General features: G+C 47.6%; 17 protein-coding genes. 3 read left to right on the forward strand and 14 right to left on the reverse strand.

What is annotated here, in order from left to right; genetic code table 11:
* Positions 1–32: 32 nt before the first annotated feature.
* The 3 genes from I8J30_RS10910 to I8J30_RS10920 form a co-directional block, all read right to left on the reverse strand.
* On the reverse strand, positions 33–770 hold the full coding sequence (locus I8J30_RS10910) for an SDR family NAD(P)-dependent oxidoreductase (protein WP_210658123.1): 738 nt from the start codon (positions 768–770) through the stop codon (positions 33–35).
* Between the two features lie 64 nt (positions 771–834).
* A complete protein-coding gene (locus tag I8J30_RS10915; RefSeq protein WP_210658125.1) occupies positions 835–1407 on the reverse strand; it encodes a TetR/AcrR family transcriptional regulator in 573 nt (190 codons plus the stop codon).
* A 45-nt stretch (positions 1408–1452) separates the two neighbouring features.
* Positions 1453–2634, reverse strand: a complete 1182-nt coding sequence (locus tag I8J30_RS10920; protein ID WP_210658127.1) for a YbfB/YjiJ family MFS transporter — start codon at positions 2632–2634, stop codon at positions 1453–1455.
* Between the two features lie 127 nt (positions 2635–2761).
* Between I8J30_RS10920 and I8J30_RS10925 the strand changes: the two genes are divergently transcribed.
* Positions 2762–3868, forward strand: coding sequence for a GerAB/ArcD/ProY family transporter (locus I8J30_RS10925; protein ID WP_210658129.1), 1107 nt, complete (start codon positions 2762–2764; stop codon positions 3866–3868).
* On the opposite strand, the gene I8J30_RS10930 is transcribed toward I8J30_RS10925, so the two are convergent.
* The 7 genes from I8J30_RS10930 to I8J30_RS10960 form a co-directional block, all read right to left on the reverse strand.
* On the reverse strand, positions 3857–4087 hold the full coding sequence (locus I8J30_RS10930) for a hypothetical protein (protein ID WP_210658131.1): 231 nt from the start codon (positions 4085–4087) through the stop codon (positions 3857–3859). The two genes, I8J30_RS10925 and I8J30_RS10930, sit on opposite strands and share 12 nt — an antisense overlap.
* On the reverse strand, positions 4084–5262 hold the full coding sequence (locus tag I8J30_RS10935) for a Ger(x)C family spore germination protein (protein ID WP_210658133.1): 1179 nt from the start codon (positions 5260–5262) through the stop codon (positions 4084–4086). Before I8J30_RS10935 ends, I8J30_RS10930 begins: the two co-directional genes overlap by 4 nt.
* A gap of 48 nt (positions 5263–5310) precedes the next feature.
* Positions 5311–6765, reverse strand: a complete 1455-nt coding sequence (locus tag I8J30_RS10940; protein ID WP_240548022.1) for a spore germination protein — start codon at positions 6763–6765, stop codon at positions 5311–5313.
* Between the two features lie 272 nt (positions 6766–7037).
* A complete protein-coding gene (locus tag I8J30_RS10945; RefSeq protein ID WP_210658137.1) occupies positions 7038–8453 on the reverse strand; it encodes an MFS transporter in 1416 nt (471 codons plus the stop codon).
* A 188-nt stretch (positions 8454–8641) separates the two neighbouring features.
* On the reverse strand, positions 8642–8908 hold the full coding sequence (locus I8J30_RS10950; RefSeq protein ID WP_210658139.1) for a CD3324 family protein: 267 nt from the start codon (positions 8906–8908) through the stop codon (positions 8642–8644).
* Between the two features lie 257 nt (positions 8909–9165).
* Positions 9166–9666 carry an LURP-one-related/scramblase family protein gene (locus I8J30_RS10955; RefSeq protein WP_210658141.1) on the reverse strand — a complete coding sequence of 167 codons (501 nt, stop codon included), beginning with the start codon at positions 9664–9666 and terminating at the stop codon, positions 9166–9168.
* 40 nt (positions 9667–9706) lie between these two features.
* Entirely contained in the window at positions 9707–10249 is a 543-nt protein-coding gene (locus I8J30_RS10960; protein WP_210658143.1) for a helix-turn-helix domain-containing protein, read from the reverse strand.
* Between the two features lie 117 nt (positions 10250–10366).
* Here I8J30_RS10960 and I8J30_RS10965 point away from each other — a divergent pair, with 117 nt between their 5' ends.
* Positions 10367–11143, forward strand: a complete 777-nt coding sequence (locus tag I8J30_RS10965) for an NADPH-dependent oxidoreductase (protein WP_210658146.1) — start codon at positions 10367–10369, stop codon at positions 11141–11143.
* Positions 11144–11188: 45 nt separating this feature from the next.
* On the opposite strand, the gene I8J30_RS10970 is transcribed toward I8J30_RS10965, so the two are convergent.
* The 4 genes from I8J30_RS10970 to I8J30_RS10990 form a co-directional block, all read right to left on the reverse strand.
* The gene (locus I8J30_RS10970; protein WP_210658148.1) at positions 11189–11854 is read right to left on the reverse strand and encodes a DUF4367 domain-containing protein; all 666 of its coding nucleotides are present in this window, start codon (positions 11852–11854) and stop codon (positions 11189–11191) included.
* Positions 11838–12398, reverse strand: coding sequence for an RNA polymerase sigma factor (locus I8J30_RS10975; RefSeq protein ID WP_210658150.1), 561 nt, complete (start codon positions 12396–12398; stop codon positions 11838–11840). The genes I8J30_RS10970 and I8J30_RS10975 overlap by 17 nt, the downstream gene beginning before the upstream one ends.
* A gap of 696 nt (positions 12399–13094) precedes the next feature.
* On the reverse strand, positions 13095–13655 hold the full coding sequence (locus I8J30_RS10985) for a 50S ribosomal protein L25 (protein WP_210658154.1): 561 nt from the start codon (positions 13653–13655) through the stop codon (positions 13095–13097).
* 112 nt (positions 13656–13767) lie between these two features.
* Complete coding sequence (locus I8J30_RS10990; protein ID WP_210658156.1) at positions 13768–14004, reverse strand: helix-turn-helix domain-containing protein; 237 nt, start codon at positions 14002–14004, stop codon at positions 13768–13770.
* A gap of 210 nt (positions 14005–14214) precedes the next feature.
* Between I8J30_RS10990 and I8J30_RS10995 the strand changes: the two genes are divergently transcribed.
* Entirely contained in the window at positions 14215–15810 is a 1596-nt protein-coding gene (locus I8J30_RS10995) for a phytoene desaturase family protein (RefSeq protein ID WP_210658158.1), read from the forward strand.
* The last annotated feature ends 98 nt before the right edge of the window (positions 15811–15908 follow it).

The raw sequence follows: 15908 nt of genomic DNA on the forward strand, positions 1-15908 counted from the left end.
ATTTCATAGTCTAGTCAGAGCTTCATTGAATATTAACGGCCTGCGTTCTGTCCGCCATCCACGTGCAAGATTTCACCGGTCACGAAGTTTGCGCTATCCAAGTATAGAATCGCATCGACGATTTCACTCATTTCGCCCATACGGCCAAGCGGGTGCAATTTCTCAAGGAATTCATGCGTTGCTGCAGGGTGCATAGGTGTTTTGACAATCCCCGGTGCCACAGCATTTACTCGAATGCCCTTCTCAGCGTATTCGATAGCCAGTGACTTGGTCGCGGAATTTAGACCGCCTTTGGTTAGAGAAGCTAATACCGACGGCACTCCGGCGATCGGCTGATCTACGAGGCTTGTTGTAATGCTAACGATGTGGCCATTTCCGGATTTCAGCATTTCGGCTGCCGCACGTCTTGTGATTTGGAAGAATCCGCCCATATTGATGGACACCACATTGGCAAAATCCTCGTCCGTGTATTCCGTAAAAGGCTTAGCAAGGAAGATACCTGCGTTATTGATCAGCGTGTCAATTCGTCCGAATCGCTCCAATCCGGCAGCGATAACACGATCAGCTACTTGAGGATCAGAGATATCTCCGGCAACGGCAGCTACCCGTATTCCTGAAGGATCGATTTCCTTCGCTGCCGCTTCTAGTGTATCCTCGCGACGGCCATTTATAACAACGCTTGCTCCTCGTTTCACGAACTCGATTGCAGCTGCTTTCCCAATCCCGCTGCTTCCACCTGTGATTACGACTACTTTATCTTGCATATTCATGCTTCACTTCTCCTTTGACTATTAATAGGTAGATTAATTGCTTAAAAAGATCCGCCTTTAATTGTTATTTAAAAGCGGATAATATTCCTTCGGCAATCGTGTCATATCTCTGAATATCCTTGAAGCTTCTGGCAATTAATTGAGCTCCTTGCACTGCGGCGAACAATTTATGAGCTTGCGTTAATGCGGCGCCTTCAAACCGAAGGCTTCCTTCTTGGCGACCGTTCTCTAATACCTGGGTTAACCAATTCAGATTGATTTCAAAGAACTCTGCAACTCCATTGCGCGCTCGTTCAGATAACGAGGTCAAGTCGGTTGATAACATAACGCCTAAACAAGTTCGATAATTGTTTGCCGGTCCACTGCGATACAGATCAATGAACTTAAGCAGTTTGTCGTAACTGTTCGGCATTTCTCCATCAACCCGTGCAATGAATGCTTGAAAGCCTTCACGATAGCGCTTGATCAGCGCTTCTCCCAAATCCTCCTTACTCGGATAATGGTAATGAATACTTGCGGTACGAATTCCTACTTTTTCGGCGATGTGAGCGTAGCTGAATCCGTTAAATCCGGACTCCATCACCATTGACTCGGCGGCATCCAAAATGGCTTCTGCTGTGTTTGTGTTTTTGCTCATGTGGTTATTCTACCTTCTAGTAGATAATAAATCAAGCCGGAAATTTTAGGTGCTCTTATCGTTCTCCAATTTATGAACAACTATGCTGCCGATGCCAAGCGGCAAGCTCAGCCCGCCAATCAACACAATCAAGGCTGCACCCAGTAACGCGACTAGATAATTACCGTGTCCCGAGATGAGCAGACCGGCAACCAGCGGACCGATCATTTGGCCCAGGCCAAATGAGGCAGTCAGTAAGCCGATTATTTTTCGATTGTTCTGTGGATATAACTCCTTGGCATAAGACACAAACAATGTCGTGATGCCCATAAAAGTCGCTCCGAACAAAATCGCGCCAACGTATATGGCAGCTATCGATGAAAACAGAACCGGCAGTGCAATACCTATCGACTGCAGGAGCATCGCAACGGTTAATGTCCACTTCTTCCCTAACCTGGCAGCCAACAGGGACCAAGCCACACATGAAGGTGCGGCGGCGATACCAACCAACATCCAGCTGAGTGAAGCGATGTTCGGTATATCCGATACCGTCTTCGCAAATGCAACAAGGTAAGTGCCGGTCACAATGTAGCCTAAGCCTTCCAAGCCATAGGCAATCAATAGCCAAATTAAGATTCTTCGTACGGCCGAAGCCGAATACCGCTGCTGTGTAGGAGAATCGATTATCTTAGTCTTCGTTTGGTTGTTACCCCGCAACGAATACCATGCCGCCACACTGAGAATCAAACTAATGAAACCTAATCCCTGCCACGCTTCGATCCAACCGCCATCTTGAGTAAAGAGCGGTACTGCAAAGCCTGTGAGCAGAATTCCAACCCCTACACCGCCGTAGAATATTCCGGTTTGCAGCTCCGATATCCGTTCCAATACCATGCTGGAAGCAATTATAAACACAACTGCGCTGGCAAGCCCCGATAAGAAACGAAACAGAAACCAAACTTCGAAGTTGTTGAACATGCTCATTTCCCAAGTGGTCGCAATACTTGAGATTAATCCGATCAGCAGCAGTAACGGCCGATTTCTAACCCTTATCATCGTCAGCATGATGGCGCCGATCAAATAACCCAGATAATTGCTTGATGCCAGATAACCCGCTCCCGCTGTCGAGAACAGACCGTGCTCCATCATCATGGGCAGAATCGGCGTAAAGGCGAACCTGCCTATTCCCATCGCTACGATCAATGCCGTCATGCCGCCAAGCAGAACAAGCCAAGTAGGTCTCTCCATTCCTCATCCCTCCCTTCATCTCTATCATCAGCCGCTATGATCATACACCGTTACCTGTTGCTTGTATATCTCGTTCTTTCATTGTAAATACTTGGTACAACTATCGCCAGTAAGGAGAGAAGAGCCGATGAAAGTGCAACCGAGAGAACAAATCACAGCGACGCAGCTCGGCTTTTTACTGATTACCTTTGTCATTTCTACGATTATCTTGACGGTTCCCGGAATCATGGTCATGTTCGGCAAACAAAATTCGTGGATATCCTTCTTCCCTGCCTCTTTAACCGGATTGCTTAGCATTTGGGTGATGATTACGCTTGGGAAACGGTATCCGGGATTAACGATTACCCAGTACAGTTCCAGAATCGTCGGCAAATGGCTGGGCGCTTTGCTGGGAATCAATTATATCTACTATTGGTTCATATCGATCACAACGATTACCATGCAGCATGTGGGTTTTGTAAGTACGCTGTTGTTACCTCAAAGCCCGCATATCGTCGGAAGTCTGACATTCTTGGTGCTATGCGCGATAGCCGTCCTTACCGGAATCGAAGTCATCGCCAGATGCAATGAACTCATTAGCATTATCATTTTGGTTTCTTTGCTGCCTCTATTGATCTTGACAGCCGGTATAGGCGATTTCAATCAACTTAGGCCGGTTTTGGGAGACGGAGTGGTCCCGGTTCTGCAAGGCGCCGTTAGTCCGGCCGGTGGGTTTATGAATCAACTCTTTATATTGGGCTGGCTGTACCCGTACTTGAATCAACCCCATAAAGCACGCAAAGTATCTCTCATTGCACTTACCAGCATTTTCGTAATCATAGTAGCCATTGTATTGCTTACTATTACGGTATTGGGTCCATTGACAGGCAAACTGACCTATTCGTTCTTAAGCGTTATCCAATATATCGGCATTACGGGATCATTTGAACGACTGGAGGCTGTCGCTGTATCCATTTGGGTAATGGGATGCTTTGTTAAGGTAGCCATATGTTTGTTTATCCTGTGTCTCTGTGTTTGCCATCTCTTCGGAATTCGAAATTATCGTGAAATCGTGCTGCCCGTAACCATGATGTCTCTTGTCGGCTCCGTATGGATCTTCAAGAACGGGTCGGAACTGTTGAACTATCTCGCCTTCACTTTCCCGCTCTTGGCTTTCTTCAACCAAAGTTTTTTGCCGTTGTTGTTGCTAACGATTGACTCCATCAAGAGAAGGGGTCGACAATCATTGCTTTAGCAGCATTTTCCCGATAGGTTCAAGAAGCATTCTGGCCGGTTCCGTGAAGCTCGGCAGATTAACCCGTGCCAATAAGATGGAGCCCACTAGAGCGGAGCTCACCAGAATACAACCGTAAACCACCGCTTCTTTGTTTTTTTGCTGACTTCGCAGTGACTTCACTTTCACAATGGTCCATACCAACAATAGAAGGACATACCCTGCTATTTTCACGGTCATTTTATGATCTCCTTTTCTTTCAATTGCAGAGGAGCGCCGGCCATTCCGGCTCCGTTAATCCTTAGGTTAGCTGCAATCGATACTTCCACTTCGGGGTATTTGAGATCCCATTGGTCTTTAAGCAATTTCCATTCCTTTGGATTGTTGCGGTAGATGTTTTGCCCAATCCCAATACTGTCTACTTTATAATTCTTTTGGACTTGGTCCAGTGCTTTACGGATTTGCAATTCAATCGATTTCTCCATGGCTTTCTGGACAAGCAGCAGGTTGCTCGGCCTGCTTACATCCAAGTGCGTATTATTCTCGACTAAACTTGCTTGACCTTCCACCTGAATGTTGACTTTGATTTTATCTCCGTTAACTTGCGATGTCATTTGCCGCTTAGCATGATCAACAATCACCCCTACAGATCCGCCATATTGCGGGAGATGAGTTGTAACTCTTCCATGCTTCATTCGATCGGTAGCCCACAACAATCCATTCGTCTCTTCCTGATCCAGAAAACCGACTACTTTCAAATCCTTATAAACGGCTGAGCCCATAAGGCCGAATAATTTATTTTTGCTTCCTTTGGCAGAGGTCGAATATACATCCTCCCCTATCGCTCCCATTACAGGGTTGATACCTTCGCTTGTTACTTCTATAAAGAAGTCCCGAAGTGTTGCCGATAAATTCCCTCCCAACCCTTCCATTTCCTTGACTGCTTCGGTAGGCACATGTTCAAAGGGGTATTTCGTTCGCAGCACTTCCTGCCCTTTTCCCCCACGCACTACCATGATGTAGGTTTTCAATCGTTGGCGCGGATCGTGCGTGAATACATCCAGCACATCGTTAATCCCGTTTCTGCCAAAAGCTTCGCTTATAAAGATAACGCTGCGATGCGATGTAAATAATCTGCGCGAGCTCTGATTTTGAAGCTTCTGGAAGGCTTCATTTGCATTCTTCCCGGTAGCGGATAGAACAAAAAAACGATCTTGCTGGCCGCTTTCCCCCATACCGGAAGAAGGGATCGCGATCTGTAATGAAAGTAACGTCTCACCGTCATCCGTTATGTCAAATGCCGTACCCGAAATGAATGCGAGGTCATTGATTTCCGTTCGATCCCAACAACCGCTTATGATCAACACGGGGAATAGTAGACCGATGCATAGGATTGATTTCATTTTCAAATTCATGTCCCTTTCTCCGTCACTTTAAGCCGGATACCAACTCTCGAACCGCCGTTACCCTTGCGAGGGGCTTGGTTCCTGATCCCCGGGCTCCCGAACCGGATTGTTCTTTACCGTAGCCTGCGGACGATGGGTTCTCGCCCAAATCGGTGCTCGGATAATAACATCCTTCAAACTGCTAAGGGTAAGAGGAGCGATCGGTTCAAAATAGGGGACGCCAATTGAACGAAGCGCTGTAAGATGCAATAAAATCCCGAGAAATCCCAGTACGATGCCGTAAAGGCCAAGCGTACCGGCCAGGAATAAAATCGGAAATCGGAGTAACCGGATTCCATTCGCAAAGCTGTACCGCGGAATTGTAAAAGCAGCTATACCCGTAATCGATACGATGATGACGACAGGTGCCGATATGATCCCTGCCTGCACGGCCGATTGCCCGATAACCAATGCCCCTACTATGCTGACGGCTTGTCCGATTTGCTTCGGTAATCGAATCCCCGCCTCTCGCAATGCCTCAAAGATGACTTCCATCAATAAAGCTTCGATCAGAGCAGGAAACGGAACCGACTCCCTGGAGGCGGCAATGCTCAGCACGAGATTCGTTGGAATCATTTCCTGATGGAACGTCGTTACCGCAACATAAAGCGGTGGCGCAAATATGGCAATGAAGATGAATATTAATCGTATCCAACGCACGAAAGTCGCAATCGGCCAGCGAACATAATAATCCTCGCTGGCTTGCATCCCCGTCCAGAATGTCATGGGGACGATTAATACAAATGGGCTTGTATCAACGAGAATCGCAATTTTTCCTTCCAATAGCTCTGCAGCTACCACATCCGGCCGTTCCGTACTGTGCACCAGCGGAAATAGAGAATAGGGAGAATCCTCGATGAATTCTTCAATATACGCTGAATCAAGGATGCCATCGATCTTTATCCTTGATACCCTCTGCCGAACCTCCTCGACTATGGAGTCCTCAGCAATACCTTTTATGTAACTGATTACGATTGTGGTTTGGGTTAGTTCTCCGATTGTACTGGATTCCATTTTGAGTCGCGATGTTTTCAATCTGGTTCGGATTAACCCAATATTCGTGGAAATACTCTCGATGAATCCATCCCTCGGACCGCGGATGACCGGCTCGGAAGAAGGCTCTTCCAGGCTGCGCTGTTTGGAGCCCTTCACCTTGATCATCATGGCATGGCTATCCGCTCTCGTAAGCACGATTGCATGACTGTCCAATAGGTGGTTTACAATTTCCGAAACGCTGGAGGTTACATATGTTTTCGCCGCGGTTATCATGAGATCGTCCAAATCTTCAGCTTGCACGGTGCTCGGCTCACGATGACTATTTCCGGCAATCAAAGGCTGCAAAATATGTTTATCGATCAGTTCCTCTTCTACTGAGCAAGCGAAGAAGATGACGATCCATTGCTTCTGGCCGGATAATTGGATCGTACGGAACACGATATCGGAGCTTTTGTCGAAGATTCGTTTGAAAATCATTTCATTTTGTTCTAAATCCGAAGTTAATTTTGTGCATTCTTCAGCTTCAGAATGATCCTCCGGTATAGTTGGATATGAAGGTGCGCTTCGTATCCATTTCCTAAACCCCTTCACTGAATAAGCCTCCTATCGAGTAATTCGATACCCCTATCTTCCCCCATTATTCGGCATTAATATGCTGACTCCTAAACAGGCTAATGCCATTTGCAGCAATAAAAAAGCAACCGACCTGTGATACAGGCCGGTTGCTTGGGACACGATGGGAGCAGATGTTATTCATTCTCGGTAGTCGCGTCGGCAGCAGAACTTTTGTTCTTAGACCACCGGTAAACCAATGCGCCGGCAATGGAAAGCGTGGCAACTAGAACCATACCCCAGATGAGATTATCGAATGCACGGACAGGTGACAAGTCATGCTGCCAAGCAAGTGCGCTTGCGGATAGTGCTACACTGAATGCCCCGCTTATGAACTGCATCAATTGAAATAGACCCATACCCGAGCCGACCAATTCTTTGGGCAGCAATCGTGACATCTCGTTTGACACCGAGCTGGAGATAGCGGTGAAGCTCACGCTGGTCAAAATATAGATTACGCCAAGCGCTAAATACGATTGAGTTGCGAATAGCGCCAGCAATACGATTGAACTTAGCAGCAGCCAAGGCATGTATCGAAGCAATGCTCCATTGCCGTAGCGGTCAATGATGCGGCCAACGCGATTCGAGACGAGCATAGCAAGCACGGCGCCGGGGAACAATACTAATCCGGAAGCACCTGGCTCAAGTCCGTAGATATGCGACAATATTTGCGGCGCAAGGAACAGGAAGCCGAAGCTGACCATATACGCTCCGATCGCTACAGAAGCTAACACCAGATACGATTTATTACGGAACAGTACGGGCATCACGAATGGATTCTTCGCTGTACGGATACGAATGGCGAACAATACGATCGCAACTATGCCAATACCAAGCGCCAACAGGCTCTTCGAAGTTAGGAATAGCAGCAGTGTGGTTGTTCCAATCCCGATTAGCAATGCGCCAAGCACGTCAAATGTTCCACCTGCTGCTTTCTCAGCAGGCAGCATGCGCAGGAAAATCGGAATCAGCAGCAACGTGATGCCTGTAATGACGAATAGGAAATGCCAGCCCAAATATTGCACGACGGATCCGCCGATAACTGGGCCTAGACCCAAACCAAGTGAAGTTGCGGCCAGCATAATCGACATGGCTCTGCCCCGGCGGGATAATGGAATATAGCGTGTCAGAAGCACAATACCCAGTGATGGGATCGCACCGGCACCTGATGCCTGAATGAGTCTGGCAACGAGTAACATCCCGAATCCGTCGCTGAACAGCCCTAATAAAGAGCCTCCCCCGATGGACAGCAGTGCCGCAATAAATAAAGCGCGGATTGGAAGGATATCCGATAACCTACTGTACGTAATCGATGAAATAGCAAATACAATCGAATAACCTGTCACGATCCAAGACGCTGTTGATGTGGCAAGTGTGAATTGTTCAGCGACTTTAGGCAATGCCAGGTTGAACATCATGGTGTTCATAATGACTAATACGACCGTAAAGCCGAGCATGAACGTAACGAATTGTTCGTTGGTCAGTGCTTTCTTCTCGCCTGTGACCGACAGCTGCTCGAGCGGTGCATGACTTATAGTAATGGATTTACTCATGTATTTTACCCCCTGTTAGTTTGTTGCACTCTTTCGGGAACGATCGTTCTCTAATGGTCTAAAAAAAAAGAATTTCGATCGTCTCGCCTTGGCTCTATGTGATCTTAACACTTTGAGAACGATCAGTAAAGAATAAATTTTGTAAAAGCCGCATCAGAAATATAAACCAATGCGGCTGTTTGATTCTTTTACTTTTTGGAGTAAATGATTTTCTTAATGCTATCGTAGGAAAGACAATAAAGATCGGATAATTGCTCAATGGACAGTCCGTTCGTGAACTTATGACGGATTTCATCGTTTCGATGGCTGAGCTGTCTTCTGGCTCCGGAATTCTCGCCCCATTTCTTGCGTGAACCTTCTGGGGTCGGAACGTAGACCATGCCTCCATGGACATACTTCTGAATTTCTTTAAGTAAGGCTTCCGGAAAAACGATATCGGCGTTTACATATTTCATGGCATCTCTGCTCCTTAACTGTAAGATCGTTAAAGGAAGCAAAGTCTTACCTATAAACCATTCATCCTGTTGAATTCAAGGCGGTACTTTATTGCAGGCTCCATACAAACAACCGCCGTTGTTTATAGTTCAGACTTTGCACGGAGCTAATCGTACATTTCATCAACCGAGGTTCCTCCTTTGACATTTCCCGGGCTGTTCAACCCGAAATAACTTTACCATATTTATCAAATCATGTGTAATTTATGTACGAATACTTATGTGTTTGCGCTGCTTGCCGCCCGCTGCCTCTTCTGAATCGCATGCATGCCCATGATGACAGCTACCAGCTCATAGGTATCCAAATATTCGCTATCGTTGTTTAGCCTAAATGCGCCGGAAGAAAACCATCCGTTCACCTGCTCGAAACGAGCAACCAGCGAGCCGGATTCATCGGTAATCTCATATTCCTTGGAAAATGCCGGGGATAGGATCTCGTAGCTTCCTCGCCCTTCAGTCTCGTAGGTAAATTTCTTTGCAAAAAAAGTAAACCGGCTTTTCAGGACGCCTATCTGCTCCCCGCTCGCATTGCTAACCTCCCATTTACCGGATAAGAAGGGGAAACTTCCGGCACATTGCAGCTGATTATTTAAACCATACACCTCTATTGCAGAGCCAAACGCGCTCTTCAAATCCAAATGACCAACGTTCTCTTCCTGTTCATTTAAAATCTCCGTAACACCGGAATTGAAGAAATTATCTCTGAAATATAAGTTCAATGTACTCGCCTCCTATTTGTTTCATGCGCTCCCCTGAAATTTACTCGTCATTTCGGACAAATGAGCTGGCGTTAAGCTTTTGCATGAAATCTCGAACAAAGATCAGCTGCTCCGGGGAGTAATCTGCAGAGAAACGAACGGCACCGAGCTTTATTTGCTCATCAAGCCGTTCGTGCAGCCGATAAATCGTCTCGCCCATCTTCGTTATACGGAAATGCAGCTCTTTCTTGTTGCCCGGCAACGTTTCGATCGCTATCAACCCCAGTGCAGCCAGACGTTTTGTGACCTTGGAGACCGTCCCTTTAGGAAAGCCAAATCGGCTTGACAACATGATGCCATTCGCTGCGCCAAGCTTGCCTATGCCATCCAACACATGAAGCATCATAGGCGTCATTTCCTTCAAAATCGTCTGCACTTCCACATCATCGGAGCACTGGGAGAGCAGCCAAGCCGCCTCATCGTCATCTTCTTGCTGTATCTTAATCGCGAACTGTCTGAAAGCTTCGAACACATCTTGCAGAAGCTGTTCGTCATGCGTATGTTTCATGATCAACAACGCCGCCTTATTCTTGTTTGAACTCATTATAACAAATCTCTTCGGGCTGTGTAAAATTGTTTCCAAGAAACATTATTGACATCGCCATTCCGTTAAGTTATATTGTTTCCAGGAAACATAATTGACTGAAGGAGTGACCCATCCATGAATCACACAACATCCGGCAAGATGACAAATGAAGTATTGTCCACGATCATGAATCACCGTTCGATCCGGAAATTCAAGGATGAGCGCTTACCGCGCGAGCAGGTTGAAACGATCGTCCGTGCCGCCCAGATGGCTGCATCCTCGAGTTTTATGCAGGCATATTCGATTATTGGACTTACCGATCCTACTTTGAAACGCGAGTTGCGAGATATTACAAGGACGCCTTATGTGGAAGAAAACGGACATTTGTTTATTTTCTGCGCGGATCTTCAGCGGCTTACCGTAATGGCAGATGAACAAGAGAAGCAGGACATGAAAGTCATGCTGGAAAGCTCTATGGCCTACCAAATCGCCATCGTTGACGCCACTCTAGCCGCTCAGAATGCTGTGCTCGCCGCAGAATCCCTTGGGCTTGGCACCGTCATTATGGGAGCGGTCAAGAAAGATATCGTACGTCTGGATCAAATGCTCGGGCTGCCGGAGTATGTGACTTCGCTCTTCGGCATTGCAGTCGGTGTACCGGACCAGCAGCCGGAATTGAAGCCCCGTCTCCCTCTGGAAGCTGTTTACTTTGAGAACCGCTACGCCACAGATGAAGAACAGCAGGAACTCATCGCAGCCTATGATCGGGACATTAACGAATACTACTGGACCCGCAGCGAGAACAATCGCATGGACAACTGGTCGCGTAAACATATCGAGAAGCTGACCAAGAAGATTTCGCTTTCCGGCATGACGGAATATGTTCAAAGCAAAGGTATGAATGTGAATTAAGCGATAATAAAAACAAGGGCCGCCTCCACGGCAGCCCTTGTTTTATTATTTTACCGACTCCGCGACCTTCATCGCCTGATCCGCCGACAACGGACCTGTTATGGAATACTGAATATCGTCTATCAGCCAATACAACTCAACAAGCTCAGGCTGTTCAAAAACAAACGCTTCGCTTCCGTTCACTTGCGTCTTCCTGAACAAATCCACCGGAAATGCTGCCGTCAACCGGCTAACCGCGTACGTAATGGTTTTCTCTCCTGACGTATAGGTGAGAATGACGTCCCTCGCCGGTTCATCCTTCATCCCCACCGTCACAATGTCCGATAGCGAATACCCTTCCGGTATGACATCCGGTACGAGCATGCTCGGTCCAAAGGCCGCTCTCGCTTCCTCAATCGTACTTACTTGTGTTGTGATCAATTGAGACAGCTGCGAGCCGCTGGTTCCTTGGTTGGTTGAAGGTACGTTGTCTGCTGAATTCGTTCCCGGAGTTTGCTGCCCAAGGATCAAGAATACGGCAACAAGCATAACGGCTGCGGCAATCCCCAACGACCATTTTTTCTTGAATACAAACTTCTTCTTCGTCTTCAGGCCAGCTGCTTCCTGACGAATACTCGCCCTCAAACGGTTGCTCAACTGCATCTCGTTGAATAGAATTTCATCCGATTCTTCCCGAAGCTGCTGACGTAATTGATTATCGATGTCTGTCATCTGTCGATTCCTCCTTATTAATCAGCTTAGCTAATGCTTCACGTGCCCGGTGAAGCCTGTTTCTTATTGTGCCTTCCGGCGATGAAGTCGCATCTGCGATCTCCTTGGTGCTGAGGTCCGAATAATAGTACAGATACAGTGCTTCTTGATACGGCAAAGGCAGTCGAAGCAAATATTGCAGCACTTCGCTTTTCTTTAGTTTCTCCAGTGCCTCTTCCTCGACGCTGATTGTTCGACCTTGTTCCATTCTGCTCGGATCGGTAGGCTGTTCGGTGAACATACGAACCCCCATTTTATCTCTGCAGACATTAACGGTAATCGTCGTCAACCAAGTCTTAACGGTGCTGTCTCCACGGAAAGATGTCCATTTGCGATAGCTGCGCAGAAACACTTCCTGACTGATATCCTCTGCTAGATGCCGATCACCTGTATAGAAATAAGCGGTGCGCATAACAACGGCACCGTAATGATCCATTAGCTGCTCGAGCGCTTCTGCAGGGTCTTTCGAAAATTGTTCTTTGTTCTGTATGCCGGCCGGCTTCACTGGTTTAACCACCTCCACCCTATTAGACGGTCTTCGCGTCAGAATCGCTGCATGGTTAGTATCCTATTTTCAAAAAAACTGTATTCTCTTATACTGCGCCGTTTCGATCAGGCTTCAATCAACCCTGCTTCTAGTAAATGTGCATTCACCTATAACATTCGATAGATTCGCTTCATATATTATTAAGATCCCAATATAAAGGAGTTGATAGATATGGCTTGTGGTTGTAATGGTTCTCGTGGCAATCAAGGTACTCAGGGTACTCAAGGTTCGCGTGGCTGCAACTGTAATCGTGGAAACCGCGGCAACCAAGGTACTCAAGGTACTCAGGGTACTCAAGGTTCACGTGGCTGCAACTGTAATCGCGGAAACCGCGGTAACCAAGGTACTCAGGGTACTCAGGGTACTCAGGGTACTCAAGGTTCGCGCGGCAGTAACGGCTCGCGCGGCAATCAAGGTTCGCGTGGCGGAAACGGTTGGCAGAATAACAGCAATGGCTGGTGGGTTTGGCGCGGCTAATACTAGCTTCTAGCTTCGCTTGGCTCATAGCAGATTGAAACTTCATCTCCAAAAGGCCTGTTCTAAATAGGTCTTTTGGATTTTTATAGCAACTTCATTGCGAGAATACATACATCACATAAAAAAACCTCTCAGCAGTCGCTGAGAGGAATTATAGGTTTAAATGTGAGCAATCGATTATGCGATTTCCTCATGTACCTTTTTGATTTGAATCATGACAGTCTTCGGATCGGTCAGTACTTCGATCCCCGCTTGGAAGATCAAATCGGATACGAGCAGTTGATCCCCGCTATCGAGGTTACTGATGTCTACTTCCATAGTAGTTGGCAAGTCACCGGGCATGCAGCGAACTTCAACTTCATGTAGAAGTACTGTCAATGTCCCGCCGGCTTTCACGCCAATCGCTTCGCCGCCAAAGTGCACCGTCACTTTACTATCCATGCTTTCCGTCATGTTCACATGATGAAAATCAATATGGAGCAGTTTGCCTGTCATCACTTCGCGTTGAATGTTCTGCACTTTGATCGGCATTACTTTCTCATCAGGAGTAGTGCCTTGCAGAATTGCTCTCGGATTGCTTCTCAAAATTTCCAGCATTTCCGATTCTTTCACTTCTAAAGACAAAGTATCTTTACCAATACCATACAACACGGCCGGAATACGCCCCTGCTTTCTTGCTTGATTCCTGTGGGACTTTGTTTCTCCGGTGCGTTTGTTTAATTGAATAAATATACCCATTTGTTTGTTTCCCGCTCTCTTTGACCATAAATTCTTGTCATCAACATTATAACATGACCATAGAATCTAGTCAAACAAGCTTGTCCACGCGAATATCGTGCGATGTAATCGATTAATCAGGTCCTTGATCCTGATCAGCAGTCTCTTCGATTCCAATCAGATCTCCGGGCTGCACATTAAAATATAAACAGAGTTTAAGCAGCAAATCTCTCGGATACTGGACCATCTCATCCTTATACATGCGGCGAATGGAATCAAAGTGATAATTGACCTCCTTCGCAAGCTTGCGAATCGATAATTTAGGATCATGTTTCTCCATAACCTCTTTAAGTCTACTGCGTATAACCATTACTCACGCCCCCCCTCATTTACTATATAAAGGAACTTTTAGTGAGTCAAATGGACAAGTAATCACGGTCGAGAGACAGGTTTACCTTTATTACACGTACTTCAAATATTTTAGGGAAAATTTGGGGTTGTCGACAGTAACCGCCACTTCTCGCTCCTCCGAATGCGTTAAACTGGTACTGGCACTTAATCTTGGAGGGGGGCTCGTCATTTGAACAAGTATGATGTCATCATGATTGGCACTGGTCATAACGCACTCATTACAGCTGCTTATCTTACACGCGCGGGAAGAAGCGTCCTATTGCTGGAGAAGAACGACCGCCCGGGCGGGTTTTTACGGACGGAAGAACTCACATTGCCAGGGTTTAAACATGATGTATACGCCGCTGCTCACCCTCTCTTCCTGACAGGTCCTGCTTATGCGGATTTCAAGAAAGAGCTCGAAGCGCGTGGCCTGCATTACGTCAACACGGACCTGCCCACCGGTGTTTCAATGGAAAACGGGGATACGGCCGTCTTCGCAAGGTCAGTCGAAGAGCTTACCGTCGAAGCCGAACGCCTCGCGCCGGGTGACGGAGCGGTACTTGAACGAATGTTCGCGGCATTCGCGCCTTATGCCAGTGATGTGTTTGAATTGTTCAACTTAGATTTATCCAGTCAACAAGCTAGCGAAATTATTCATAGGTTGCTATATGACAAACGAGTTGGGGGCAAAAGCATACCGTCGTTCACCCCATCCCTGTTCTCGACCGCCCGAAATGTCGTAAGTGAATTCCAGTCGCCGGTCATGCGCGCCATGCTGGCTTCATGGGTCACACATTTAGGTCGAACACCTGATGAAATCGGCAGCGGAATCTGGGTGCCGCTCACAGCAATGGCGCTTATGGGCGGCGGGATGCCAATACCTGCAGGCGGGAGCGAACAGCTTGCACAGGCTTTGACTCGGTTAGTACAGGATCAAGGCGGCAAGATCCTTACCGGTACGATGGTCAAGAAGATCATCGTCAAACATGGAAAAGCGGTCGGCGTTCGCACGGCCGATGGCGAAGAATACCATGCGAAGCATGCGGTCGTCGCTTCAACCGGCCCGGATCAGCTGTTCCTGTCGCTGTTGGCGGATACCGAAGTCAGCCCTGACATCCGCGGTGAAGCGAAGCGGTTCCGCTACGGAAGGGGATGTGTTCAGATCCATCTCGCGCTAAGCGAAGCGCCGAAATGGCCGGATGGCCGATTCCATCGCGTCGGGCAGCCTCATTTAACCGATGGGCTCGACGGGTTTACCCAAGCCATCGCACAAGGAATGGCCGGTTTGCTTCCAGCCAAACCAACGTTTACCGTGGATTGCTCGACCAACCTTGATCCCTCCAGAGCACCTGCCGGCAAAGCGATTATGCGGCTCCAAGTTCTCGAAGTTCCTTGCCGCCCGCGCGGTGATGCTGCCGGCCTGATTGATGTTGGCGACGGTACGTGGACGCCTGATCTTACCGAACGCTTCGCGGAGCGCGTAATTGCCGTAGTTGGTAAGCATATTCCGAACATTCCGGACGCGATTATCGGGAAATCCGTCGTCACGCCGGACACAATCGCCCGTTTCAACCCGAACTCCGGGCCCGGCGACCCTTATGGAGGCTCACATGATTTCGCGCAAAGCTACTTGTTCCGACCGTTGCCGTCCCAACCAAGCCACAGAACTGCGATTCCAAATTTGTTTATGTTAGGTGCGGCTACATGGCCGGGTCATGGCATTAACGGCGGATCAGGTTATATTGTGGCGCAGCAGCTGTTAGCTCAAGGCCTGCATGAATAGAATCACAACGAAAAGCTGCCGGACTTATTCTCCGGCAGCCGAATTACAGAGAAACCCTATGTATGGTTCACGTTGGGTTTTTTTCTGCACGCCTTCTC

This window comes from Paenibacillus lignilyticus (genome assembly GCF_017942085.1).
GTDB lineage: Bacteria > Bacillota > Bacilli > Paenibacillales > Paenibacillaceae > Paenibacillus_Z > Paenibacillus_Z lignilyticus.